The organism is Peribacillus sp. NPDC076916 (genome assembly GCF_050269675.1).
Taxonomy (GTDB): domain Bacteria; phylum Bacillota; class Bacilli; order Bacillales; family DSM-1321; genus Peribacillus; species Peribacillus aracenensis.
The window spans coordinates 709,215-733,379 of record NZ_JBNNIU010000002.1 but is presented as its reverse complement, the minus strand read 5'-3'; the positions used below and the strand labels follow the sequence as shown (position 1 = coordinate 733,379).

18 protein-coding genes and 2 pseudogenes are annotated in these 24,165 nt (G+C 37.4%); 5 read left to right on the top strand and 15 right to left on the bottom strand.

Annotated features, from left to right (window positions below; translation table 11 throughout):
• Positions 1–77 precede the first annotated feature (77 nt).
• Both ACQKFG_RS08515 and ACQKFG_RS08510 read right to left on the bottom strand, forming a co-directional pair.
• Positions 78–273 (bottom strand): annotated as a pseudogene (locus tag ACQKFG_RS08515) (glycosyltransferase family 2 protein); the annotation flags it as partial.
• A gap of 885 nt (positions 274–1,158) precedes the next feature.
• A pseudogene (locus ACQKFG_RS08510) lies at positions 1,159–1,369 on the bottom strand (IS21 family transposase); the annotation flags it as partial.
• Positions 1,370–1,693: 324 nt separating this feature from the next.
• Here ACQKFG_RS08510 and ACQKFG_RS08505 point away from each other — a divergent pair.
• From ACQKFG_RS08505 to ACQKFG_RS08490, 4 genes are all read left to right on the top strand, one after another.
• The gene (locus tag ACQKFG_RS08505; protein WP_427557835.1) at positions 1,694–2,371 is read left to right on the top strand and encodes an O-methyltransferase; all 678 of its coding nucleotides are present in this window, start codon (positions 1,694–1,696) and stop codon (positions 2,369–2,371) included.
• Between the two features lie 753 nt (positions 2,372–3,124).
• Complete coding sequence (locus ACQKFG_RS08500) at positions 3,125–3,847, top strand: hypothetical protein (protein ID WP_427557832.1); 723 nt, start codon at positions 3,125–3,127, stop codon at positions 3,845–3,847.
• 375 nt (positions 3,848–4,222) lie between these two features.
• On the top strand, positions 4,223–4,864 hold the full coding sequence (locus tag ACQKFG_RS08495) for a class I SAM-dependent methyltransferase (RefSeq protein ID WP_427557829.1): 642 nt from the start codon (positions 4,223–4,225) through the stop codon (positions 4,862–4,864).
• Between the two features lie 800 nt (positions 4,865–5,664).
• Complete coding sequence (locus tag ACQKFG_RS08490; RefSeq protein WP_427557826.1) at positions 5,665–6,084, top strand: hypothetical protein; 420 nt, start codon at positions 5,665–5,667, stop codon at positions 6,082–6,084.
• A 1,549-nt stretch (positions 6,085–7,633) separates the two neighbouring features.
• Here the strand turns inward: ACQKFG_RS08490 and ACQKFG_RS08485 are convergent.
• From ACQKFG_RS08485 to ACQKFG_RS08435, 11 genes are all read right to left on the bottom strand, one after another.
• Positions 7,634–8,689, bottom strand: coding sequence for a hypothetical protein (locus tag ACQKFG_RS08485; protein ID WP_427557823.1), 1,056 nt, complete (start codon positions 8,687–8,689; stop codon positions 7,634–7,636).
• A gap of 58 nt (positions 8,690–8,747) precedes the next feature.
• Positions 8,748–9,380, bottom strand: a complete 633-nt coding sequence (locus tag ACQKFG_RS08480) for a LamG-like jellyroll fold domain-containing protein (RefSeq protein WP_427557820.1) — start codon at positions 9,378–9,380, stop codon at positions 8,748–8,750.
• Between the two features lie 72 nt (positions 9,381–9,452).
• A complete protein-coding gene (gene gmd, locus ACQKFG_RS08475) occupies positions 9,453–10,409 on the bottom strand; it encodes a GDP-mannose 4,6-dehydratase (RefSeq protein ID WP_427557817.1) in 957 nt (318 codons plus the stop codon).
• Between the two features lie 55 nt (positions 10,410–10,464).
• On the bottom strand, positions 10,465–11,502 hold the full coding sequence (locus ACQKFG_RS08470) for a mannose-1-phosphate guanylyltransferase (RefSeq protein ID WP_427557814.1): 1,038 nt from the start codon (positions 11,500–11,502) through the stop codon (positions 10,465–10,467).
• A 217-nt stretch (positions 11,503–11,719) separates the two neighbouring features.
• Positions 11,720–12,826: a glycosyltransferase gene (locus tag ACQKFG_RS08465; protein ID WP_427557811.1), complete on the bottom strand. Its 1,107-nt coding sequence runs from the start codon at positions 12,824–12,826 to the stop codon at positions 11,720–11,722.
• Between the two features lie 492 nt (positions 12,827–13,318).
• On the bottom strand, positions 13,319–13,777 hold the full coding sequence (locus tag ACQKFG_RS08460; protein ID WP_427557808.1) for a dTDP-4-dehydrorhamnose 3,5-epimerase family protein: 459 nt from the start codon (positions 13,775–13,777) through the stop codon (positions 13,319–13,321).
• Positions 13,770–14,615 (bottom strand): dTDP-4-dehydrorhamnose reductase, encoded by an 846-nt coding sequence (rfbD, locus tag ACQKFG_RS08455; protein ID WP_427557805.1) that lies wholly within the window; start codon positions 14,613–14,615, stop codon positions 13,770–13,772. The genes ACQKFG_RS08460 and rfbD overlap by 8 nt, the downstream gene beginning before the upstream one ends.
• Positions 14,616–14,619: 4 nt before the next feature.
• Positions 14,620–15,579 (bottom strand): dTDP-glucose 4,6-dehydratase, encoded by a 960-nt coding sequence (gene rfbB, locus ACQKFG_RS08450; RefSeq protein ID WP_427557802.1) that lies wholly within the window; start codon positions 15,577–15,579, stop codon positions 14,620–14,622.
• Positions 15,576–16,316 carry a sugar phosphate nucleotidyltransferase gene (locus ACQKFG_RS08445; RefSeq protein ID WP_427557800.1) on the bottom strand — a complete coding sequence of 247 codons (741 nt, stop codon included), beginning with the start codon at positions 16,314–16,316 and terminating at the stop codon, positions 15,576–15,578. Before ACQKFG_RS08445 ends, rfbB begins: the two co-directional genes overlap by 4 nt.
• Before the next feature lie 220 nt (positions 16,317–16,536).
• Entirely contained in the window at positions 16,537–17,484 is a 948-nt protein-coding gene (manA, locus tag ACQKFG_RS08440; protein WP_427557797.1) for a mannose-6-phosphate isomerase, class I, read from the bottom strand.
• 838 nt (positions 17,485–18,322) lie between these two features.
• Positions 18,323–20,041 (bottom strand): ABC transporter ATP-binding protein, encoded by a 1,719-nt coding sequence (locus tag ACQKFG_RS08435; RefSeq protein WP_427557794.1) that lies wholly within the window; start codon positions 20,039–20,041, stop codon positions 18,323–18,325.
• A gap of 219 nt (positions 20,042–20,260) precedes the next feature.
• Here ACQKFG_RS08435 and ACQKFG_RS08430 point away from each other — a divergent pair, with 219 nt between their 5' ends.
• A complete protein-coding gene (locus ACQKFG_RS08430) occupies positions 20,261–21,502 on the top strand; it encodes an MFS transporter (protein WP_427557791.1) in 1,242 nt (413 codons plus the stop codon).
• Positions 21,503–21,703: 201 nt separating this feature from the next.
• Here ACQKFG_RS08430 and ACQKFG_RS08425 read toward each other — a convergent pair whose 3' ends face one another.
• Complete coding sequence (locus ACQKFG_RS08425) at positions 21,704–22,966, bottom strand: LysM peptidoglycan-binding domain-containing protein (RefSeq protein WP_427557788.1); 1,263 nt, start codon at positions 22,964–22,966, stop codon at positions 21,704–21,706.
• A 205-nt stretch (positions 22,967–23,171) separates the two neighbouring features.
• Positions 23,172–23,921: a (S)-benzoin forming benzil reductase gene (locus tag ACQKFG_RS08420; RefSeq protein ID WP_427557785.1), complete on the bottom strand. Its 750-nt coding sequence runs from the start codon at positions 23,919–23,921 to the stop codon at positions 23,172–23,174.
• Between the last annotated feature and the right edge of the window lie 244 nt (positions 23,922–24,165).

Below are 24,165 nucleotides of genomic sequence, written 5' to 3'. Positions count from 1 at the left end.
CATTTTCTTTAAAAAGCCTATTTTTCATATTTGTTTTGTTGATTCTAAGACGTGTACCGTACCCGCCTAAATCGTCTAGAGAAGAAAAATTCTTCTTTATCTCGACAACAAAGGAATTCAGTCCATTTACCAACCTGTAACTTCTTTTTCAATATCCATTACGTCACAATCAGCATTAACTGCATCAAACTCTTGAAATTTTAGGAATCTTGCACTTCCCAATGAGGCGCATATTGCCTACAAATTTCTACAGATTGATCTGTAGAACCTCATTATAATAAGAATTCCCTGTGCATCCACCACCAAGTAAGTAAGTAAATATTCTTCATTATTAAAATTGAGAAATTGAGGTTGTAATAAGACATCCTCCTTAATTTTTTTGTGGCATACCAAGTGGTTTTTTTGAACCACTTGCCAAGGTTAATCAAAATCAACCTACTTTCATAAGAATTCTTATAACTACACGAGTTCCACTACAATCCGGACCCAAAGCTTAAACTCAGTCATTACTATACACCCAAAAAAGAGTTTGCCATTTAAATTACTTTATGTTGAGCTTCAAACAATTGTGACGGCGAAATCCACTGTACTTCAAAGAAAAAGACAGATCGTTAACACTTCCACAAGGAATTGGCTAGAAGTGGCGAAACACTTTCACTTTTGTGGGATTAATATTGCTTAAGTAGTAGAGCGAATCAAGAAATTCCCTATAGCTATCGTCAGTTTTGCCGATTTTATCATGAGTATGCCACCAAGACAAAGGCAACTATGCGTATCAAGCGAAAACCTGTTGAACTTTTAGAAGTGGATGGGCGGGCCAAACCATGAATATGAAAGATTATTATATTTGGGAAGACATTCCTGTATATGTCTTTGTTTCAACTCTACCGTGTAGTCAATATGCTTGTGTAGAAGCTTTTCTTTGTGAACTGAAAATTGGATTAAAGCCCACGGCTTGCTTTGAGTTCTATGGAGGTGTACCAAGGATTGTGGTCCCAGATAATCTAATAAATAGCTGAACACTATAATACAACAATTATTCCGGCTTGAAATGTATGAAATATACATCAACCCCAATACTGTTCATATATTTTTCCAGTTGCCTGACAGGTGTAGTTTTACGCATAAGACTATTTGGGTTTCTTTATCCCACAATTGGGCTTCAACGTAGGTGTAGCTGCTGGCGCCGAGTGTGGCGAAAAAAAACTGAGTCTCCTTCATCTCTCCCGTTTCAACGTTAATTACGGGGATGGTTGGCCCGGCTTAATCAAAGAAAAAGCTTCTCTCCAGCCTTGTGCTCCTGGCGTAAGGATAGCTGAAGCGAATTCTTCCACTGATTGAACCGCTCGCAAAACTGGCTGTACTGATAGTTAAGCAACAATATGCATACAAAATACTAATTTATGCATGACTTTAGAGGTTGTATTTCCCAAAATCCCCTAAAAAATTAAACTGAATTATTGTGTCATTTGCTCTCTGGGCTGAATACTTTGATATGAGCTCATCGTATGGGGAATTTATTATAAGCAGGATTGACAGAAAATTTTTTTAAAATTTTCTGATTCGTTGATACCTGCCTTTTTTCACTCGGAAAGTATGCTCAAGAACTAACTGATGATGCTATCGAATATGCAGAACAAATGAAAGCTGATCTTGATTTTATGATTAAGGAACTTAAAAAGGAGAAAAGTAAATGAACATAACTGACCTATTATTATCTCTCGATCCAACCCTCCAGCTCCATAGTGAGTCTGAATGGTCAGGTGGAGAGGAATCAAAACTGTATTCCGCATTCAATTCTGGTGGTATTGAGTGTGAAACAGGGGAGTTTCTCTATGCGTTTGTCCGGCTTTTAAAGCCTGAATGGGTACTTGAGACGGGCACCCACTATGCAACAGGTGCCTCCTATATGGGCATGGCACTCAAAGACAATGGTAAGGGTAAACTTGATACCGTTGAATTTTCGAGACATGTTCATGAACGGGCAGTTGAGCGAATACATCGAATGGGCTTACAAAGTCATGTGAATTTATATTGTAAAGATGTCAAAGATTTTGACCCAGGCGAGAAGAAATATAAGCTGATCTTACTGGATACAGAGCCACAGACACGCTTTGCGGAGATTATTAAATTCTACGACTACCTAGAAGAGGGTGGATTTATTTTTATCCATGACCTCCACAGGCATCTAGGGCAAGAAGTAAAAGACAATCCGGACCATCCCAATCAACCCTATTGGCCGTGGGGGGAGATTCCAGGAGAAATAAATGGATTAGTTAAATACGAAAAAATAAGACCATTCCATTTTGCAACACCTCGTGGTCTCACCGGGCTATATAAAACGCATCCATCTGACTATAAGTGGATATAATGCTATGTATTGAGTTTGATAGTTCCGGGCAGAGTGCCTGATGCTTATAGAAGACGATAGCTTTGTATTCAAGCCTGGTCAAATAGACAAGTGCTTGAGCAAGGTCATGTGGATTTAATCGGAAATTAACGGGTATCGTGCAGCAAGGAAATCCTCGACAGGGCAGCAGAGCTATGGGGTTGAATTATGAAGGGCTAAGTAATCAGGGGTGTAACTTTTGGCCTACTCTCTTTTTTTCTAAAACTGGTACGCTACGGAATACTTCACGTAAATTTGGTGCTGTTCATTGGAGTGCCGGCGAGTACTGCGAAGCACTTGATTACACTTTTAAAGAAGAGGCAGCAGAGAGGCAGCAGGCGATACATTCGTCGGGACGCCACTTAAACTATGGGCAATGATACATCCCGTAATTTCACGCAAGTCCGGATGACCTGAGGGATTACGAAGCAAAACGCTTTTTATTTGATAACGGCACGCCTTGGATACAAATGGGCAGTTTATCATCCGGTATGGGAGGAATAATCAGGGATCATTAGAACAGGCCATTGACTTTTAGAGAATTAATGGCAAGGAAGAGAAAGCATCGCTTCCTAATCATTGGTGTAATTCGAGTCTTGAGAAAGAAGAATTTGAAAGGCGTATCACCACCTGTTGGACAAGGGCATAGGAAGCACGAGATCAGGATAAATTGGTAGAATTAGCGGAGGATACTACATTGGACTTGAAAGAGTAATTGAACAGGAGGACTGTAATATGCAAATTGATTTAATACTTTTATGGCCGAATAATTGCGATTACCCACTTTGGCGACAATTCATTCGGGATAACCGCAACAGACTTTACCGCGTTATTATCGTTTTCACCGAGACAAATGTTCTTCCAAATTTTCAGGAATTCGTGCAAAAAAACATGATGGAAGACAATGTAACCTTCATCACCAATAGGGATCATTCTAGCGATGAAGACTGGCGCAATGTCGCTACCAATGAAGCACTGAAATATTCGGACAGTGAATGGGTATGGTTTACAGAACAAGATTTTATCATTAGTGATAGTAAATTTTGGAAGGATGTACAACACCTAGCAACTGTCGAAAAAAGCATAGCCGTATATCAGGACTTTGGTGCCCCATCCGGTGCACTCCGGAGAATACATCCTTGCTGTTGGTTTTTACACAAAACAATTCTCAGTCAAATAAAAAAAGACTTTTCAGCCAAACCACCGGAATATGACCATTTTGGATGTATTCAAAAGCAACTCCATGAAAAAGGTATACTTACCGCAGCTATCCCGGAATATACCTACTTGCATCTTAATGGATTATCACATAATTGGCATTTAATACAGAATGGTCAAGAACCGATCGATTATAATCCGGGGCAGTTTAAGCTCTGGCTGACAGAGTGTTTAAAAGTTAGAGTGCCATTACTTGATTCTTGGAAAAATACAGCAAAAAGGTATTTAGGATTAACGTAGGACAATGACGAGAAAGGAAATACAGAAAGTTGAAGAATACTATTATTGGATTGGTTAAAAAACTGGTATTCATGTCCTGACTAAAAGCTAAACTTGTGAGTGTCTATGGGAAGGAACCATTTACTTATAGCTGGACTGAGCAAGATATTTATGAAAATTAATCGCCGAATACTTCAGTAACAAATCTAATTAACTGATTGCAAAAGAAAAGTCCTACAAGATTATTAAAACGTATATTTCGCACCTGATGTAGTACCTTGATTTTTTAATTTCGCATTTTTTAATATATACGTTTTGTTCCCAAGTAACCATATCAATTCATTCATATAGTATAGAGAACAGAACGTAAAATTGCATACGAGGTGGTAATAGCAGATGAATTGGACCCAATATAAAGACAAATTCCTTTCCGGCGATACTGGTGGTTGGTCGGGTCACCGACGATTTGCTTATGAATTAGTCCGCTTTATGAAGCCTAGAACCTTCGTTGAGCTTGGGACAGCTGCGGGAACGTCTTTTTTGAGCATTTGTGAGGCTGTCAAAGACGGTGGACTTGGTACAAAATGCTTTGCGGTAGATACCTGGAAAGGTGATCCTCATACGGGGTATTACGGTGACCATATATATCAAGGCGTCAGTAATCATGTGAATCGAGAATTTCAAGGAATAGCGACTCTAATAAGAAGCACATTTGACGAAGCATTGGAAAATTTTACGTATGAATCTGTTGATTTGCTTCATATCGATGGCTATCACACTTATGAAGCCGTTTCTCACGACTATACGACATGGTTACCGAAGCTGGCGCCAAATGGAGTTATTTTGTTTCACGATATTGCATTGAGAGGCGGTGACGTTGGGGTATACCGATTGTGGGATGATCTAAAATCCGTGTTTCCGTATATTGAATTCGATCACTCCTTTGGACTTGGTGTTTTGTTTCCCAAAGGTCATAAGGAAGCATTCACCGATATCATTGCCCAGAAAGAAAGTTTTAAAAATCTATATAGCACATAAACCTTGCTCGTAATATGTCGATCAACCCGGTAAACAGTTATAATAATCATTTTTATGTAAACGACAGTTAATCCCCATCCTGGGAAAGGATGGGGGTTTGGTCTTTTCCAATTACTACACACCAGTAGTATTCATCGCAGACTACTTAAGCAAATAACTTTAGGCTACGTAAGATTCCCTCTAAAGGTTTGTTTGCCATTGCTTGTTCATAAACGTAGACAAAGAGCTGACCAAGATGTTCTCACCGTATTCTTCGGACAACAACACCAATTGTGAGCGGGTGCCCTTTTTCCCTGTCTTTTCGTTTACACTCGAGATAGTTGTACGCTAAGAAATGTACACACCAGAATCGCTCAATACCTTTACAGGAAAGCAGCTGGCCCAGTAAATCCTTGAAATAACGGTATCCGGTTTCAATATTCCACCGGATATTGTTGTAGCCAGAATGGTCACGACATTCAAGCTACAGTCTTACAAAGGAGGCAAAATGGCGTCTCCTTCGAATGCCGATTTCCCAAGATAAAAAGGCCTGGACATTTTCAACATCACTTAAAGGTCCCTTATACGGATTGGTTTTATAAAATGACCGTCAACTGTAACGTAGTGGAGATATGACTTAGCAATATAATCAGTTGCAAATTCGGACTTGATTCCGATCCCGTTCGGATAGATTTTACGATTGGTCCATATTCCACCAATTAAGTGGTATCCTTTCTGGTTATAGGCATCAATGAAGTTTTACTTGTGTACCAACTATCTACAAGGACATAGACCTGTTCGTCTTCCAACGGTTTATACTATTGTATCAGTTTAATCGCAAGGTCATTTTTACTTTTAAAGATCTGGCCGTGTTCTTGAAAGTAAACCTCACGAATATAAGGGCGAAAATCCCGGGCAAACGAGTGCCTCTCTCTGAAGAGGTGGGCCGTTACGAGACAATGGGGCCACACCGTTTTTCCATCAGAGTGGGAAAAGTGATTACCCAGCCCTTCCATTCAACGGGTCGTACGATCCTTTTTACACTGAGTGTCGTCAACGAGGAAGAACACAACTGGTCGAGTGTCCCCTTTTTTGGCTGGCTCCCTTCACTCGATCCATCATATATTGAAGCTGGTGACGTGTCACTCGGCTGGGACACCACGGTGATTCATTTAGAAATCGTGTTATACAACCTAGATCACGATATTCATTGGTTGACCGACTATGCCGGGTACGGGTAATCGTTTATCGGCCATCTGTAAGAATGATTCCATGGATAAGCGAAATCATGTTATTCAACTGTGGCTTCAATAGACCAAGACACTAGGCAAAAACAAAATTGACGAAATAAGAATAACGGGTTACCACAAAAGTGGACACTCTCCTTTTCGTTAAGATTGGGCTTGGTAACCACAATATTCACCAACAAGGTAGAGATGTCCTTTTTTATTTTGGGAATACGACAAAGGTTTCAAAACAAACACTCAATTAGACAAGATTCTTCAGGACATGTTTTTTGCAAGGGTCAAGTAAGTAAATGATAATCGAAATTTGTAATGTGAGGTTACTAAAAACTTTGAAGAAGGTGGTAAAAATATGGTGCAACCTACAGGGATTTTATGGGCGGGTCCAATCTTTGATATGGAAATTTTTTGATGACATTCCGATATATTGATTTACCGTTAAAAGGTTTGAATATAGGACAAATCGATCATGAAAATGGAAAAAAGATTTTGATTTTTACTTAAAACAACAAATGAAAACACCGACCTTGGTGATCACTCCTATGTAATTATCCATAGTACCCCTGAATCATATGAATCATTAATTGAAAATAACATAGAAAATAATCAAATAAAGAAAAAGATAGGAATAACTTTATTTGAGGGCAGATCGTATACCAAGACATTGAGTCAATCTATGCAATAAAATGGATGAAATTTGGGTACACTCGGAGTTTAATTTAAATCATTTGCTAATTAGTATATACTACCAAACTAAAATTTATACATTATCCGATAGATTCAAAAATTTATGATAGGAAATTTGAACGTTATTCTCTTCCACCAGAGATGAAGTCATTTAAATTTTTATATTGTTGAAATACAATCATCATTGTATTTTTTGGAATCAAAGCCATCTCCTCCTAACAGCCATTGATTGATATTAAAATTGTCATCCAGATAATATTTTCAGATTATACGGGTTCTCAAATAATTTCTATAATTCTTGGAGAAATTCTATCAAGCAGGGTATACCCTATTTAGAGGCAGTGGAAGCCATGGAAAATGTTATACCAAAAACTATATCTTCGATTCGTCATATAAATCCTTTGGGTGTTTCAGGAATACTTGCACCCAAAATGTAGGTGTATGGGAATAAATTGCTAGAGAGTATTGGTCATGTCATTCTTCGAAAAACGAGTGCTAGTCCTTAAAGGGAATATTACTCGTTGACAGAATTCAAGAATCCATAAAGTTGTCTTTTTAACTAATAGTAATATTTAAAACCTGTGTATTCTAAACAGGTTTTTCTTGGTGGAATTCATAAGAAAGGGTAAAAAGGTTTAAAAAGGGAAGCAAAGAATTTAGATCCTGCACTTTAACATGGTGCCCAAAGGTCGAAAAATACTACCACCAATACACATTGGAACAAAAGAATTAAACTATACTATATAATAAGTGCAAATTGATAAAGGTTGTTAAAACTAATAGGAGATGAAATCTCTCTATCCATCTCCTAGTTAGAATGTCAATTCCAACTGAATTTACGATTATATAACAACACCAACTATTTCAATCTTTTTATAAAACTGTGTAGGGTAATATACTCTTTATCAAAATCAACCTTTTCTTTAAAATTCTTATTTACATTTTTGCATAGGGCTGCATAGCGGTTTTCCTCCGAATAGTATCGTATTTTATTTGCGATCTCTTGAGGGGTTAATCCATCTATTGCAAGACAAGTTTTACCTTCTTGCATAAGTTCTTTACCAAGTCTGTCATCGTAATATTCCATTTTAACCACCAACGGCCTTGCTACTGCAGCAGAATTATAGATTATATGACCATAGCCATCGCCACCAAACTTTGTATGCCAAATAAATCGGGAATCCCTCATTCTATCAGCTAGTTTATTTTGACCTGCAATTTCTCCGTCACGGCATAAGGCTCCATAAGACTTAAAATTCCAATCAGACATTATACTTTCAACGGATTCAAACAGTTTCCAGTCATCTGTATAAATATCTGCAGTATTAAAACAGCTAACAAAAGAACAAATATTTTGAGCTGGATATGAAAAATCAGAGTGAAAAATAGAAAGATCAAACTCTTGATGGTATGAGATAAAGTTGATATTATGAGGAACATTTTGTATTTTTGCACTGGCCATTACATTCGAAATTCCAGTTTCTATAGACCAATGATTACCAATTTGGTAAACTAACTTAGGTTTATTTGGATGAGTCTCACATAGTTTGCGAAAGGTTTCAATATGTTCAGGTATGGTAGCAATAAGTATGTCAATCGGAATTTTATAAAAACTCTCTAAAGTAATAGCTTTATTTAAAAATCCGGTATAGTCCTTACATACATAAACCGGTAAATTAAATGTAGAATCATTACATAAGTGGCTCACAACACTATTATGTTTACTATTACCAATCTCCAAATATTGGTCAACTGCATCATGATAAAGATATATTTTCCAAAACCCTTGTGAATACCAATCCTTTCCAATAGGACGAAAAACCATTCCTCCCAGTTTTTTTTCGAATAACAAAATTAGACTATTTAAAAGAGAGGGATGATGAAAGTCGGTAAAAACGATCGGTGGTGAATTCATTTTCAATCATCTCCTTAAATATCAATTACTTTAGGCATCCACAAAAGCCTTTGCTAAATTAATAAGCTCTTGGGAGGGCGGTCAAAATAAAATTATTGATAAGGTTGGGAGGGCTAATTGTTATATTATTATGAAACCACCAATATCTAAATAACCCCTCTTCTTCCCCGGTCAATATCTCATGCATTCCTTCTTTAATTTCCTTTTCAGTTCTAGAATAGTCCCAAAGTTTTATATCCTTAATGTATCCAATATAAAAACCATATGGATCATAGCCGCCAATAAGACCAGAAGCATAAACATTATTTTTACTACTGCTTAAGCCCTTACTCTTAAACTCACCATTGATAAACAAGAATGGTGTTTTATCATCATAAACAATTGCAACATGTGTCCACTCTGTTAACGGAATTTCATATACCAATAAGGCTGGGAGATGTGAAGAAGTATGTTCAAATACCGTTACACCATTGGTACCTGCGGATACCCCTACCCCTGCTCTCTCCCCGATTACAGCATGCCCTGGCCCAATTAAGTATCTTTGACCGGATAGTCCACTAATTCCATTTATAGTTTCATCGACTATTTTATGGGACTCTTTTGGTTTAACCCAAAACTCATACGTGAAGGAGTTGCGAATGTTCTCAAATATTGGTTGAACTACTACATGCTCTTTTCCTTTAAAATACATAGGCTGTTCCCCCAACCTTTTTCCACTTGCGCAATCGATTTTTTAACGACAAACAAGCTAGGTCATTGATTTTTAATGATAATTTTCGAGGTCCTGATCTACCATCATCTTTACTATTTGTTCAAAGTTTATTTGAGGCTCCCATTTTAATTTTCGTTTTGCTTTTGAAGGATCTCCTAACAAAATATCAACCTCTGCAGGTCTCATGAACTGTGGGTCTTGAACGACATGCTCCTGCCAGTTTAAACCAACATGTTCAAAAGCTATTTCAACAAATTCTTTAACAGTATGGGTTTCTCCAGTTGCAATAACATAATCATCGGGTTCATCTTGCTGCAGCATTAGCCACATTGCTTTAACATAATCTCCTGCAAAACCCCAATCGCGTTTTGAATCTATATTTCCTAGATGCAACTTATCTTGTATTCCAAGCTTTATTTTGGCAACGGCATCAGTAATTTTCCTGGTAACAAAATCTATTCCCCGGCGAGGAGATTCATGATTAAACAAAATTCCAGAGCAAGCATACATATTGTAACTTTCTCGATAATTCACAGTAATCCAGTGACCATAAACCTTTGCCACACCATAAGGGCTTCTAGGGTAGAATGGCGTCGTTTCTTTTTGTGGCGTTTCAAGTACTTTCCCAAACATTTCACTACTTGATGCCTGATAAAACCTTGCATCTGGTTTCGCTTGACGGATCGCCTCAAGTATGTTCGTAACTCCGAGTCCCGTTACCTCTCCCGTATAGATTGGCTGACGCCATGAATCTCCGACAAAGGATTGTGCTGCTAAGTTATAAACTTCGTCAGGTTTTGCTAATTGCACTGCTTCAGTCAAAGATGTAATATCGCGAAGATCACCTGATATAAAATCAATTTCATTTATCAAAGATTTGATATTTTCAAGATTAGGGGTAGCTGTTCTTCTTTTTAATCCATAAACTTTATAACCCTGATCTAATAACAGTTCTGCCAAATATGAGCCGTCCTGGCCTGTAATTCCTGTTATTAATGCTGTTTTCATAAGTTAAACCTCCGTTCCGTTATTTTCATCGTAAATCAATTATTATTGGTGATTCCTATTCATCTTTGGCTGGTTTATCCGGGAAGCATTCGTTATTCAATAGCCTTTTTATAGTTTGTTCCTCTGATTTGTGGCAAACCAATATCCCCTCTTCTGTTGAAACTACAATTAAGTCCTCCACTCCAATAAGGAGCGTCTTACGATCAGTGTAGACAATACAATTTTCAGAAGAGGATGTAGTAACTTCACCTTTTTGATAATTATTATTTTTGTCAGCTGTTTCAACACGTTCCAAAGATGTCCATACACCTAAGTCATCCCAGACAAAGTTTACTGGTATGGTATAAAGATTATCTGCTTTTTCTATGATTGCATAATCGACAGAAACTTTTGGAATCATTGAATAAGCTGTTTTTAAGTCCACTTCTTTAGTGTTTATAAGTTCCCACATTTCTGGTTGCAGTTTTTTATAATATGATGAAATTGTCGAAGGTTTCCAAATAAAAATGCCTGTGTTCCAATATACATTTTCTTCAAGCAACAACTTTTCTGCCGTTTTAATGTCTGGTTTTTCAATAAATGATTCTACCTCATAAACGGATGAATAAAATTGAGCATTCGGTTTTGTGCGAATATACCCATATCCAGTCTCAGGGTTAATAGGAGTTACACCAAGTGTAACGATTGCATTTTTACTGTCGGCTATAGTTTCTGCTAAATTAATTGCATTTTGAAGGTGTTTACTGCCTTGTATATACTGATCAGAAGGAGATATAACCAAAGCCTCATCATCATTTTTTTCTAAAAAATGTAGAGCGGTCAGTGCAATACATGGAGCTGTATCCCTTTGATCTGGTTCCAATATAATCATTTCCCTATGAATCTCTGGTAATTGTTCTTTTACAAGTTTCAAATATTTCTCAGTAGTTACTACAAACACCTTTTCAGCTGGAAGCCAATCCCGAAATCTTTGATAAGTTTGTTGAAGCATTGTTTCGTTTGAAATTATTTTTTGAAACTGTTTAGGCTTATCTTTTGTACTTAAAGGCCAAAACCGTGTTCCCTGTCCTCCCGCTAAAATGATTGCTTTCATACTTTACTACACACCCTTGTAATAAAATTTAAGTGCACTCAGAACAAATACAAAATCTGTCAATTACATAGTATGTGTCATAAAGAACAATAGGAACACCAAAGTTACCCTTATAAGCATAATAAAAGTTGCCTCTACAGTTTTCTTTTTTTACAAGCAAGTTAGGATTTTAGTTTTTCTCATTCTCGCGCAAATTGTAGTATGATACTTTTAATAATCACAATAATTCGATTTGATTTAGACGTATTTTATATATACGTCCTATATTTTTGGGTGAATATTTAATTAATATTGTTTTTTTAGCCTGTAAACCAATTCGATTAGCATAATCTACATCATCCACCATTTGTTTCATTAAAAACGCAGCATGATCAACTTCAGGTTCTGCCCATTGTTGACCTGTTATATAAGGTCCGTAATTCCCCTCAATATTTTTCAATGTAAAATCAACTAAGCTTGAATTGTTTTCATTCATAAAATCAACGTTTCCCGACCAGTTTGTTGCAATCACTGGTTTCCCCAAATACATCGCTTCAGCTAACGGTAAACCAAATCCTTCTGAACGGTGAAGGGAAACTAAACTGTCTGTGACATTCATTAACCCATTAACCTCTTTGCGGCTTAACACTTTATCAATTAGAAATATATTGTTAAACCCCATAATGTTTTGTCTTATTAGATTAACTTCGTTTGGAAAATGCGATGCATTATTGATCTTAAGAACTAAACCAACAGTATGATTATTTTGCGAAAAAGCTTTTTTAAATGCCTCTATAACCGCTAGAGGATTTTTTCTGGCAGATGTGCTGTGAAGATCGAACATCGTTAAAAATAGAAAGCGATTATTTGGTAAACTAAATTGAGTCCGATTTATTTTTGGGATTTCAACGGAAATTGCATGAGGAATAAAATGAACAGGTTTTAATGTCTTTGAAGAAATGGAATTTAATGTAAAAAGTGAAGGAACCCAAATTTCACTTATTAAATCGAAGCTTTTTACCCAAGCATCTGGAAATTCAGGCAATTCCCAATGCCAATATCCAATATTATATCGATTGTTAAACCATTCACTTTTTAAATTGGTTAATTTAAAGTGATAATACAGTTGGTCTGCATTTATAAAAAAGATATTAGTTTTATAAATAGGCTGTTTTACCTCTTTGTGTTTCCAACTAAGATCACTTTGTCTTGAAGGGCATCTAGGAAAATTAATGATGCAAAACGGAACTCCGACAGATTGCAGAGCTTTTGCAGCCGAACGACATGCTTCACCCAAACCTGATTCAGCTCTAGCATATCCGATAAGATTTACTCCATTTTTCATCATTTCCACCTCAATTGCTATATATCTAGGATTATTTCCCTTTTAATTCCGATCACTTCTAACTATTCGTTTCCTTTCAGGAATTTTACTTGATTATAAAAAATAGTGGATATCATTCACGTTATATAGGATTAAGATTACATATTAACCCTATATAACCATTTATCAGGAAAATCAAGATTACTTTTGCTTCTAAATCAAATTTTGAAAAGAATCAAGTTTAATGAAGGACTACTTAAATAAAAACTTGTGAATACTTGGATAAAGGAAATGCATTGGAAACATCAATTATTTTAGGGCATAGGATATATATGTATTTATACTATGGTTATTTCTATATATACTCATTAATTTATTAAAATAAGAATCATTGAAGACGTCACGTAGCATTCTTTGAATCTGGAAAAGAGAAAGAAAAAGACCAGCTTCCACTAAATTGCTACAATTGAACCGGCCCCAGATACATTTTATTTCTTTCTGAAAAGCCCCTCATTATTTGTTTTCTGTCTCCCATGAAAAACCTATTGCCGAATCATCCCAATTAATCCGTTTCTCATCAGGATTTTTCGGATTATATGACTCTGTTGTGAAGTAAAGAATCGTAGCAGATTTTTGCCCGAGAACACGATACCCATGCGCAACACCTTTTGGTATCAGTAACATAATGGGATTTTCCTCACCCATATAATACACATCAGTTTCTCCCTTTGTAGAAGAACCTTCCCTCAAATCATAAAGAACGACTTGGGCATTCCCTGAAGGAAAAAACCATAGATCATCCTGTTTCTCATGATAATGAAAAGCTTTAATGACTCCCGGATAACTCATCGAACAAGAAGCCTGACCAAACCTCGATAACAATTCAGGTTCATCATCACGGACAAGCTCTGCAAAAAAACCACGGTCATCACAATGTTTTACAAGTTTCTTTACCTTCACACCTTCAATCATGACAGACCTCTTTTCGAATAAATTCCTTTAATGCTTCGTTCCATGGACGGGGGATTTGAACCTTTTCCCGAAGCAATGCTTTATTTTCCAAGACTGAAAAATGAGGTCTCGGAGCTAAAGCACCAAATTCTTCAGTAGTTATGCTTTTTACCAAATTTGCATCGAATCCGGCTTCCTCAAAAATCGCTTTTGCAAATATATACCAAGAGCATGAACCAGCATTACTTACATGATAAATGCCATTTTTCTTATCGAATAAATGACTAATTGTTACAGCAAGATCATTAATATAGGTAGGGGAACCCACCTGATCATTTACAACTCTTATTTCCTTATTTTTTTTCGCCAGTTCTAACATAGTCTTCACAAAATTCTTTCCGTCATGACCGTATAACCAGGAAGTGCGGATCACGGTCCCATTATTTATTGAGAGTACGAATTGTTCCCCAATCCATTTGGTCATACCGTAAGTTGATTGTGGGTTTGGAACATCTTCCTCCAAATAAGGGGATTGCTTATTTCCATCAAATACATAATCAGAACTAATATAAAACACCCGGGCACCAACCATATTTGCAGCTAGCGAAACATAGCCCGTACCAAGGCTATTTACTTCAAAAGCCTTTTTACGGTCCGTTTCACATTGATCCACGGCAGTAAATGCGGCAGCATGAATAATGATTTGGGGCTCAAGTTGGATGATTTTTTTATATACCTCCTCTTTTTCTGAGATGTCTAAATCATTTCTACTTAAACTTACTACAGTATGAAATTGACCTAACCGTCTTTCTAGTTCTTTTCCTAACTGGCCATTGGCACCGGTAATGACAATATCCAAAGTCTCACCCACTCTTTTGTTCGTTTTGGCGATACCATTCGATCGTCTTTTGAATCCCTTCATGAAAAGTAATTGTTGGCCCCCAACCTAGTTCCCTCGAGATTTTCGAGGAATCCATGGCGTATCGACGATCATGCCCTTTCCGGTCCGCTACATGCTTGATTAGTTTTTCCTCTTTTCTTAACTTCTTTAAAATATAGTCGATTATTTCTCGATTTGTTTTTTCTTCAGAACCTCCAATATTATAGACCTCTCCGGCCAATCCCTTTTCAAGAACGGCATGGATGGCACGGCAATGATCTTCAACATATATCCAGTCACGAATGTTTAAACCGTCGCCATATAAAGGGATTTCCATATTATTCAAGGCTCTCGTAATGACTTTAGGAATGAATTTTTCTGTATGTTGCATCGGACCATAGTTATTGCTGCACCGTGTAACAATTAACGGCAGTTGATAGGTTTGGAAGTAGGATCTTACTAATAGATCCGCACTAGCTTTACTTGCTGAATATGGATTGTTCGGAGAAACAGAGGTTGTTTCAGTAAATGGAGAATCATTCGGCTCTAAAGAACCATATACTTCATCTGTTGAGATTTGGATCATTTTATGAGCTTTTCCAGATGTAACTGCTTGTAATAAATTATATGTCCCAATAATATTTGTATGAATAAACGGAAATGCATCCTCAATACTACGGTCTACATGGGTTTCGGCAGCGAAATTAATGATGGCAAAATAATCTTGATCAAATACCTTGGATAATTCTGTTTTTTCACCAATATCCGCCTGAATACTACGACAGCGATTCGATTTCACAAATGATTGGATATTCTCAAGATTACCGGCATAGGTTAAAGAGTCCACATTGGTTATATAGTAATTAGAATTCTCAAGTAAATAGGATATAAAATTGGATCCAATAAAACCGGCGCCACCTGTAATGAGGAGGTGTCGTTTCACGTCGCATCCTCCTTCTTTATTTTTTCGTGTACATATTGATTCGCTTGATAAAGTGAATCATGTGTACCTGCATCAACCCACCATCCTTGCAAAATATCATATTGCAGTTGATCATCTTGAATATATAGATTATTCACATCGGTTATTTCCAACTCATTTCGATGTGAAGGATGAATCGTTTCAATATATTCAAAAACCTTTTGATCAAACATATAGATTCCAGTCACACAATATGAAGAAGGTGGATTGCTCGGTTTTTCAATGATGGACTTTATTTTTTGATTGGTTTTGTCTAAATGAGGTACACCATATCGAGTAAGATCTTCCACTTCTTTTAGAAGTAACATTGCACCCTTTTTCTGTTTTTGAAATGTCTGAACAAATGGGGATAATGAATCTTCAAAAATATTATCTCCTAGTAATACGACAAATTTTTCATTATTTATAAAATTTTTAGCTGATATTAGTGCATCCGCTATTCCTCCACCTTCATTCCCCTGTATTTTAAATTGAATGTTTACATGAAGATCTTCCCCAAGCCCCAATAACTCGATAAAGGAACAAAGATGGTGTTTATTTGTTACTATTAAAATTTCATTTATTCCGGCTTCTTTCAACTTTAAAATTGACCAATAAATCATCGGATATGGTCCTACTGGCAAAAGATGCTTATTCAGAAATTTAGTCAATGGCTCTAGACGAGACCCTGTACCACCAGCAAGTATGACTCCTTTCATTTTTTCCCACCTTTTTATTGTATTAGCATCAGATGTTTTACAAGAATCAAGGAGTTCATTTCCAATCATGTTGATATTACATATTACTATATGACTGACATACTCACTTGACATAATATTTTGAATAAATATGGTTTACTTTATAAGTTATTATTGATATTTGGGTATTATTATTATATTTTACTTTCCACACCATTCACTGCCATTTCACCCTACATTCTTATGGGTGTGAAACGATTAGCTCTAAATTACCCTTAATTTCAAAATCCCCTAAATCGAACGGCAGAATAAAATGGTCTCCTTTTTTGATTAAAGATGTTCCTTCTGCTGTTTTAATTTGACCATTTCCTTGGATTACACTTGCTAATTGAAACCTTTCGTTCTGTGTATAAGAAAAAGAACCATTTATTTCCCATTTATATACAGAGAAATACTCTGAACCTAAAAATTTTGTAATTGTTGCCTCATCTTTGTTTATCACCATGTACCCTGATTCTTTTAGTTCATGAGGAATTATTGTTACATCAATCGCTTTATCCAAATGTAATTCTCTAAGGTTACCATTACTGTCGACACGGTCATAATCATAGACACGGTAAGTGGAGTCAGAGCTTTGTTGTGTTTCCAAAACAAGGATTCCTTTACCTAGAGAATGTATCGTACCAGCTGGTACATAGAAAAAGTCACCAGGTTTAATTTTTACTCTTTTAAGCAAACGGTCCCATTGCTTATTTTCAATCATGTTTATTAATTCTTCCTTTGTATTTGCATTATGCCCAAGTACAATCTCTGAATCTTCTTCGCAGTGGATTATATACCAGCATTCTGTTTTACCCTGCGTACCGGTTTCCTTTTTATTAGCTTTTTCATCGTTAGGATGGACTTGTATAGATAAATCATTATTCGCATCTAAAATTTTTATTAAAAGTGGAAAATCACCCTGATTCATTCCACCAAAAATCCCAGGGTATTTTCCCCAAAGCTCTCCCAGGGAAAGGCTTTTAAATTCACCTGCACTTACAACACTTTGCCCATTTGGATGGGCAGAAATGGCCCAGCATTCACCAGTTTTTTGTGAAGGAATGTTGTAATGGAATTTGTCTTGTAACGCAGTGCCTCCCCAAATTTTTTCTTTGAAAACCGGTTGTAAAAATATTGGGTGCTTCAACCTTCTTCATACCCCTCCATATAAATTTTCACAAATTATACAAAACTCTATACTAAATATTATTATTTTATGGAATACTTGAAGAATGGTAACGTTGCATCTGCGGAATTGTAGCATGAGTTTATTTAATCCTGTAATAAGAATTCTCCATTAAAAAAAGTTAGCCACTAAACGAATTCATAAGAAGTCATATCCGCATTCACTCAATTACACCCAATTCAAAAAAAAGACCTGGATTAACTCCAAGTCCTTTCTGCTAAACATATGTTACATTATTATATTTTTCCCAACCTAGATTTACCGTGATTCGATTAGTTACTACGCCAAGAATACTTCCTCTGTCATTCATTGCGGTATCGCCAATTATAGTGATTCATCCAATTGACCCATGCCTGCTAGACCAACTGGCAGATTAAGTGCTGACTTCCCGACTGCTGTACTGATATCATACCCAACAGTGATAACATTTAGGATCCTAACAGCCTGAAATGAATTAAGGCTTGCCGGGTGCGGAAGCTATATAAGAACACGCCTTGACTTGGACCGTTAGCTTACCTTGATTCACCCTTTACTCTTCGTAGAACTTACTAAAGTAGCAGAAGTGACATCATTATACTAATCCCAATATGAAATTGTAGTTCAGTTGCATAAAATGCAATGTTAAGACAGTAAATACTAAGGTAAATGAAGCATTGGTAAAATATTAAGTTATTAGTCTACGAAAAGGACCAACACATCCATACCTTCTTTTTTTCTTGAATTGAAGTTATTTCACTTCATGAAAATAACTCCACCATATTAAAAAAAGCTATATGTCCTTGTGAGGACATATAGCTTTTTATCTTTTTTGAAATTGTAATTGATGCAGATTGGCAAAAAGGCCCCCCTGCTTAAGTAAGTCATCGTGACCGCCCTCTTCAGCAATTCCTTCTTCCGTAACTACCACGATCTTGTCAGCGTTTCGTATGGTTGCCAAACGGTGTGCGATGATTAGCGTAGTTCTGTTTTCAGCCAGTTCAGTAAGAGCCTGCTGTATTATTCTTTCCGTTTCAGTATCGAGTGCAGAGGTAGCCTCATCGAGAATTAATATTGGCGGATTCTTCAAAAACATCCTCGCTATTGCAATTCGTTGTTTTTGTCCTCCGGATAATTTCAAGCCTCGTTCACCTATTTGAGTTTCATAGCCTTCTGGAAGTCCTTCAACGAAAGTCTCCAAATGGGCTTTCCTTGCGGCTTCTTGAATTTGTTCATCCGATGCTCCAAGCATTCCGTACGCAATGTTCTCTTTTACTGTTCCTGTGAAAAGGAATACATCTTGCTGGACTATGCCAATTTGTGAGCGCAATGACTTTTTCGTCATCTCACGAATATCAATTCCATCAATGGAAATCGAGCCTGCATTAACATCATAAAATCGTGGGATCAATGAACATATAGTCGTTTTCCCGGCTCCTGAAGGCCCGACAAAGGCAATGGTTTCACCCGCTTTAACTGTTAGATCAATACCTTTTAAAACCGGCTTTTTATCTTCATAGTTAAAAGAAACGTCTTTAAAGGAAATATCGCCCAAAAGGGTGGTCACTTCTATTGCATCCTTTTTATCCACGACATCAGGCGCGACATCCAAAAGTTCCGTAAAACGCTTAAAGCCGGCCATCCCTTTTGGATAAAGTTCCATCAACGCACTTATTTTGTCGATCGGTTTAAATAATACGTTAACGTATAAGACGAATGCAACCAATTCACCATAAGAGAGCTGCCCATGAAATGTTAGCCAAGCTCCTATCACCAACACGGCAAGGGTCATAAACCTCGTCATCATGTAAATGCCTGATAAGCTAAAGGACATTACCTTATAGCCAAGAAGTTTCGCTTTACGGAATCTGCGATTATTAGTAGAAAATCTTTTCATTTCATATGTTTCATTAGTAAAGGATTGGACAACCCTCACCCCTGAGACGCTATCTTCCACACGGGCATTTACATCTGCAACTTCTGTATACATTTTCTTCCAGGCTTTATTCATCTTTAAGTTACTTATGACAATTAATAAAACGAGGAACGGTAAAATACAAACCGATATGAGTGCCAATTTCACATTGATCGTCAACATAATCCAAAATGCACCTATAAAAGTCATGAAGGCAATGAATATATCTTCGGGACCATGGTGAGCAAGTTCACCAATATCGAACAGATCATTAGTTATGCGGCTCATGATATGGCCGGTTTTCGTGTTATCAAAAAAACGAAAAGATTGTTTCTGCACATGCTCAAATAATTCCTCACGCATATCAGTCTCAATATTAATACCCAATTTGTGACCCCAATACCCTACGATGAACTGTAAGAAGGTACTAATGATATAAAGGAGGAACAATCCGGCACTTACCGAAACAATTGCAGACCAATCATCGCCAGGCAGCAGTGTATCTATAAACCACTGAACGGCTAGCGGAAATGCAAGTTCAAGTACAGCCACAACCACTGCACTGAAGAAATCAATAATGAATAACCGCTTATGCGGAAGGTAATATGAAGCAAAACGTCGAATCATCAAATTTTTCTCCTTTTTTACATATATTAAGGAGTATAATTCCATATTCAATATTCAGCAAGCATTTCATAACCCCCATTTTCATATTATGGTAAAATCGTCTATATAAAACAGCCCAACCCGGCTCATACAATCTATTAAATTTGGGAGTGAATCCAGTGTAAAAAAATAACCATTTTAAATATCCATGATCTTTATTTTCTTAAAAGGATGGTATTCATGAAAAATACATCGTTTCGATGCCTTTGGATAGGTCAGGCGTTTGCAAATCTAGGGGATATATTTTATGTAGTCGGGTTGATTTCACTATTATATAGCTTGACGGGATCTGCTTTTTATTTGAGTTTGCTTCCGTTCACTACAACGATTTTTAGGTTTTTCAGCAGTTTACTTGCCCCCCTTGTCATCGACAGGTTTCCTTTAAAAAGAATTCTTGTACAATCTCAATGGTGGAAAACTATCTTACTCGTTTGCCTAGGAATCTATATAACAATTTTCAATCATGGTTTTTCTGTTGCCGTCATTTTCTTCATCGCCTTGATTTCATTATTGGATGGAGTCGCAGCCCCGGTCAGCGCAGCTTTGGTTCCTCAATTAGTTCCAAAAGATGAACGGATGAAAGCGAATGGTTTCTTGAATGTGATCACCCAGACCATTTTTGTAGCAGGATGGCCACTAGGGTCCGTTTTATTGATAAGCACCAACAGCAGCTTCATCATTTGGCTTGCTGTCATGCTTTTTGCATTTTCAACGATCTATACAGTTAGAATCGAAATCTCTGGGCAAACGACGGATTCTGTTGCTCCGACAAATTGGGGTTCCATTAAATCCGGATGGGTTGCGATTCACCAAATCCCAACTATCCGTACACTCATTTCCATTGATTTTATAACTACTTTAGCTTCAAGTGTGTGGGTGGCTGCCATTATTTATTTATATGTAGAACAGAACCTGCAACTTGGTGAGGAGTGGTGGGGATACATCAACACAAGCTACTTTGTCGGCATGATTTTCAGTGGATTGATCGTCATCCGTTTTGCCAAGTTACTAGAAAAATATATTGGATTCTTCATCATTCTCGGACTATTTTTAAGTTCACTGCTGATTCTGCTTTTTGGAACTACCAGTATTCCAGCTTTGGCTTTGCTGCTGGCATGCCTATACGGTCTCCCGGAACAAATCCGGGAAGTGATTTACACCAAGCTATTCCAAGACCATGCAACGGAAAAGACTCTTGCAAAAATTTATGCCGTTTGGGGAGCGGTCATCAATCTTACATTTGCCGGCTCTGTCTTACTATTAGGCTATATAACGGAAACATACAGTGTCAAAACAACGTTCCAATTTTCTTCCACCCTGATATTCCTTGCCTTTCTTTATGCAACGTTTAAAAGGAAGGAACTACAAGGGAAAAAATGTGATCAATCACTGTCAAGTCAGCCTTCTAACATTCCTAGATGATGCTTTTCTTTCGATTTAACATAAAAAAGGAACCTTGGTTTTTCCATGGCTCCTTTTTTATGTTTCAAGACTCCTCGAACCATATTGTCTCTCTTTAAAAACTTGCTCGATGTGATTGGCTTGCCCCTGATTAAAGCTGCACAACCAAACAAGGAAAAAAAATATATAAAACTTCCTTTCATTACCTGACACCCATTCATTCTACTTGATAATCCAGATATTCTTATCTATAAACTCCCAATTCTGCGGAAATTCCAAACCGATTTGCCAATAAGTAGCACCTATCAGTTCATATGCATCAATCATTTCATATTTTGCGCTTATTGATCGAATATCTTCAAACCAAACGACATGGTTCGAATTCTCTCTTCGATAAGAATAGGTAGGGGAAGCCGCTGAAGTGTCAAAAGTTATTTCAGAGCCAGTTGCAATGGCAAGATTTTGGGCATTTTGAGCTGATAAAGCCTTAGTCTCGTGGCTTGGTATTATCCAATCGTAGCCATACATAGGAAATGCCGACTGCAGTTTATACTCAGGTATAGTCGACAAAGCATAACGAAGAACTTCGCCCATCCACCAAAGTGGGGAAATGGGTTCAGGCGGGCCAGTTGGATACCCATAGTCAATGGTCATCACGGCAACAAGGTCGGCTGCCTCTCCGATCCCCCGATAATCATGCCCGCCTACAATTCGATTATCAGGATTATCGGCTGTTTTTGCATGTACGTTCACATGCAGGATCAGTTCGTTCAACCCCTCCTTTAATTCTTTTAAAAAAAGCACATAATCGGAACGCCTGGCAGGTGGGATGAATTCGATGTCCATACTGACACCCCCATAGCCTTTCTCCCTAACGAAATTAAGCATACTATTGATTAAATTCGCTCTGTATACTGAACTGGCAAGGACTTCACCAGCCAAATCAGCGTCAAAATCACCACCTTGGAAGTTCCGGATCATCAGTAGCGGCTTCACCCCTGTCTGCTCGCATTTCGCAATAAGGGGGAGATCATCACCATCAACGTATGCATTTCCTTCCCTTGTAAACGAATAAGCTACAATGGCTAAATAGGATAATTTATCACCATTCTGCTCAAGTGTTTTAAACACTACCCCACCTGAAGTCGGGAAGGCAAAACCCAGCGTAATCAATTGATTTTTGTAAGGAGACGGAATTATAATCTCCGTACCGACTTTTAGCGAGTTTGCAACGATTCCTGGATTTGCCGCCATGATTTCCGCTGCACTCGTACCAAAACGACTGCCAATTTTAGTAAGGGTATCCTGACTTTTAATTAGATACCTCCTATTCACCGTTTTTTCAATAGGTATATACAATGCCAGGCCAGGGACCAAAGTTGTTGATTCCAATCCGTTTACTTCAATTATCTTCGATGGGTCAACTTTATTTTTCGTGGCAATTCCCCAAAGACTGTCACCTTTTTTCACAATAATGATCGTCATTAAAAGCCCTCCAAACCCCTTCAAAAAAAGTTTATGTCATTCAGTCAATTGGATAGAACGCATTATCACATTTCCTAATGATGAAATCCTGGTTTTTTAGACTTTATTTTAATTGGAATAAAGATCACAAAAAAAGAGGCTGTCCAAAGGGACAGCCCCACAATATAAGCAATCAGTTGATTTCCGTTTCACATTCTCCCATACATCAAAGTAAATTCTTAATATCGTAGAACTTCCCATTCTCCAAATCTTCTGCCTCAAGAAGCTGCAAAAGTTTATCTGCCACAAATTCGGGACTTCTTAACATGCCATTCTCTTTATATTCATGAAATTTGTCTCGATCGGAAAAGTCCCGTTCGTCTGCTGACCGGATTGTCCCTTGCATTTCCGTATCCATTACACCCGGTGAAAAAGAAATGAGAGACGCAGGGAAAGATGTTTTATCCTGTTCCAACCCTGCAACCCGTGTAAACATTTCTAGCCCTGCCTTCGTGCTGCAATAGGCTGACCAGCCATGATAAGGGTTTTTTGCTGCTCCTGAAGATATGTTGACCATTACCTTCTTTCTGTTCCAGTCCTTTGTCTGTTTAACGAATTCATCAGCCAGTACGATGGGTGCCAAGAAATTCACCCGCATGCTCATTTCCAAATTTACTCTACCAAGGCTTCCTACCGGCTTTATCGGTTCAATGACACCTGCATTATTAATGAAATAAATGTCACTTGTTTCATCGACAGCAGCAAGAATCTCATTGACTAAGGAAGGTAACTTTTCAGTTTCATTCAAGTCCACCGAAATAAATGTAAGTTTCTTCCCGGATCTGTCAGCCATCTGCTGCATTTCAGGATGTGCTGTACGGGAAACTAAGATGCAATGATCACTCGTCTGCAAACAGCCTTTGGCGATGGCAGCCCCTAAACCTTTTGAAGCTCCTGTGATTATAAACGTTTTCACGGCATTTCCCCCTTTTATGAATATAAACTATTGTACCAAAATGGAGTCCGAATGGTCTCCTTCCGAATTCCTTTCACTATTCTTACCAAGGATGATTACTATAATTTATAAACCTTATTGGCTATACTCCATGATTTTTTCAATTATATGAAATAAATCCTCATTGGATTGATGAAATTTGTGAACCTGCCGAAAATTTGCTAGCCGAGACCCCGGTGAAACGCTTGCTTTGATGAGGCTTGGC

What these genes read in the sequence shown, in the direction of transcription:
- ACQKFG_RS08505 (WP_427557835.1), top strand. Translation starts at nt 1,694, where the DNA reads ATGAACATAACTGACCTATTATTATCTCTCGATCCAACCCTCCAGCTC.
- ACQKFG_RS08500 (WP_427557832.1), top strand. Translation starts at nt 3,125, where the DNA reads ATGCAAATTGATTTAATACTTTTATGGCCGAATAATTGCGATTACCCA.
- ACQKFG_RS08495 (WP_427557829.1), top strand. Translation starts at nt 4,223, where the DNA reads ATGAATTGGACCCAATATAAAGACAAATTCCTTTCCGGCGATACTGGT.
- ACQKFG_RS08485 (WP_427557823.1), bottom strand. Translation starts at nt 8,689, where the DNA reads ATGAATTCACCACCGATCGTTTTTACCGACTTTCATCATCCCTCTCTT.
- ACQKFG_RS08480 (WP_427557820.1), bottom strand. Translation starts at nt 9,380, where the DNA reads ATGTATTTTAAAGGAAAAGAGCATGTAGTAGTTCAACCAATATTTGAG.
- gmd (WP_427557817.1), bottom strand. Translation starts at nt 10,409, where the DNA reads ATGAAAACAGCATTAATAACAGGAATTACAGGCCAGGACGGCTCATAT.
- ACQKFG_RS08470 (WP_427557814.1), bottom strand. Translation starts at nt 11,502, where the DNA reads ATGAAAGCAATCATTTTAGCGGGAGGACAGGGAACACGGTTTTGGCCT.
- ACQKFG_RS08465 (WP_427557811.1), bottom strand. Translation starts at nt 12,826, where the DNA reads ATGAAAAATGGAGTAAATCTTATCGGATATGCTAGAGCTGAATCAGGT.
- ACQKFG_RS08460 (WP_427557808.1), bottom strand. Translation starts at nt 13,777, where the DNA reads ATGATTGAAGGTGTGAAGGTAAAGAAACTTGTAAAACATTGTGATGAC.
- ACQKFG_RS08445 (WP_427557800.1), bottom strand. Translation starts at nt 16,316, where the DNA reads ATGAAAGGAGTCATACTTGCTGGTGGTACAGGGTCTCGTCTAGAGCCA.
- ACQKFG_RS08435 (WP_427557794.1), bottom strand. Translation starts at nt 20,041, where the DNA reads ATGATTCGACGTTTTGCTTCATATTACCTTCCGCATAAGCGGTTATTC.
- ACQKFG_RS08430 (WP_427557791.1), top strand. Translation starts at nt 20,261, where the DNA reads ATGAAAAATACATCGTTTCGATGCCTTTGGATAGGTCAGGCGTTTGCA.
- ACQKFG_RS08425 (WP_427557788.1), bottom strand. Translation starts at nt 22,966, where the DNA reads ATGACGATCATTATTGTGAAAAAAGGTGACAGTCTTTGGGGAATTGCC.